The 737-nt window shown below is 51.7% G+C and carries 1 protein-coding gene and 1 tRNA gene; one reads left to right on the forward strand and one right to left on the reverse strand.

Translation table 11 applies throughout. The features are described 5' to 3' along the window. A partial coding sequence (locus ACQRAJ_RS08770; RefSeq protein WP_427748389.1) for a hypothetical protein occupies positions 1 to 417 on the reverse strand: 417 nt, incomplete at its 3' end. A gap of 85 nt (positions 418 to 502) precedes the next feature. Between ACQRAJ_RS08770 and ACQRAJ_RS08775 the strand changes: the two genes are divergently transcribed. Beyond that, positions 503 to 578, forward strand: a tRNA-Ile gene (locus ACQRAJ_RS08775). Positions 579 to 737 lie beyond the last annotated feature (159 nt).

Raw genomic sequence — 737 nt, forward strand, 5'->3', positions numbered from 1 at the left:
ACCGCCGTTTTTTCGCTTCCGCGGCGCGGGCCGCCATCCGCCCAACGGCCATCCTGCCGGCACCAGGCCCATTATCGGGACCAATCGCGCCCCCGCCCGCCCGGCGATCTCAAAACCATGCCGGTTTACGGGGCCAGGCCGGGAACCCTCGGGCATGCCGTAATCTGTAAAATCAAAACCGCAGGTAGACGAGTTGCGAATTTCGTGAAATGCAGGGTATGGACGGCCGGTCCGGGTCCAGCCCCGTAATCCGGCATGGTTTTGAAATGGCACCAGTTCGCCGATGGTTAACTCTATTTGCAGTCTTGGGATAATGGCTTGAACAATTCCCATCCAGTGATATTTCTTGTGATGCATCTTGATTGTCAGGGAATACCGGGTGTTAAAAACATGGCTTGATCGTGCGTTGTGCGACATGCTTGTGCATGGTAGTATTTCAAATCGTGATTTAACCCGATGGGAAATGAATTTCCATTGTTGAAATTATTATCACAGTACATAAGGGCTCTTGGCGCAACGGTTAGCGCAGGGGACTCATAATCCCTGGGTTCTGGGTTCGAATCCCGGAGGGCCCACCAGAGTATTTCGAGGCCGGGCAACACGCCTGGCCTCTTTACATTGCGTTGACGCCTTATTTTGGCCTGCAATGGCGTAGGGCGTTAATTTCATTCATATTTGCAATTTAGGATGGATTTACTTCAACAGCCACTAAGTAAAGATAAACTGTAGGACGATTG

Origin of the sequence: Collinsella sp. SGI.184 (assembly GCF_050313415.1) — a bacterium.
Classification (GTDB): domain Bacteria; phylum Actinomycetota; class Coriobacteriia; order Coriobacteriales; family Coriobacteriaceae; genus Collinsella.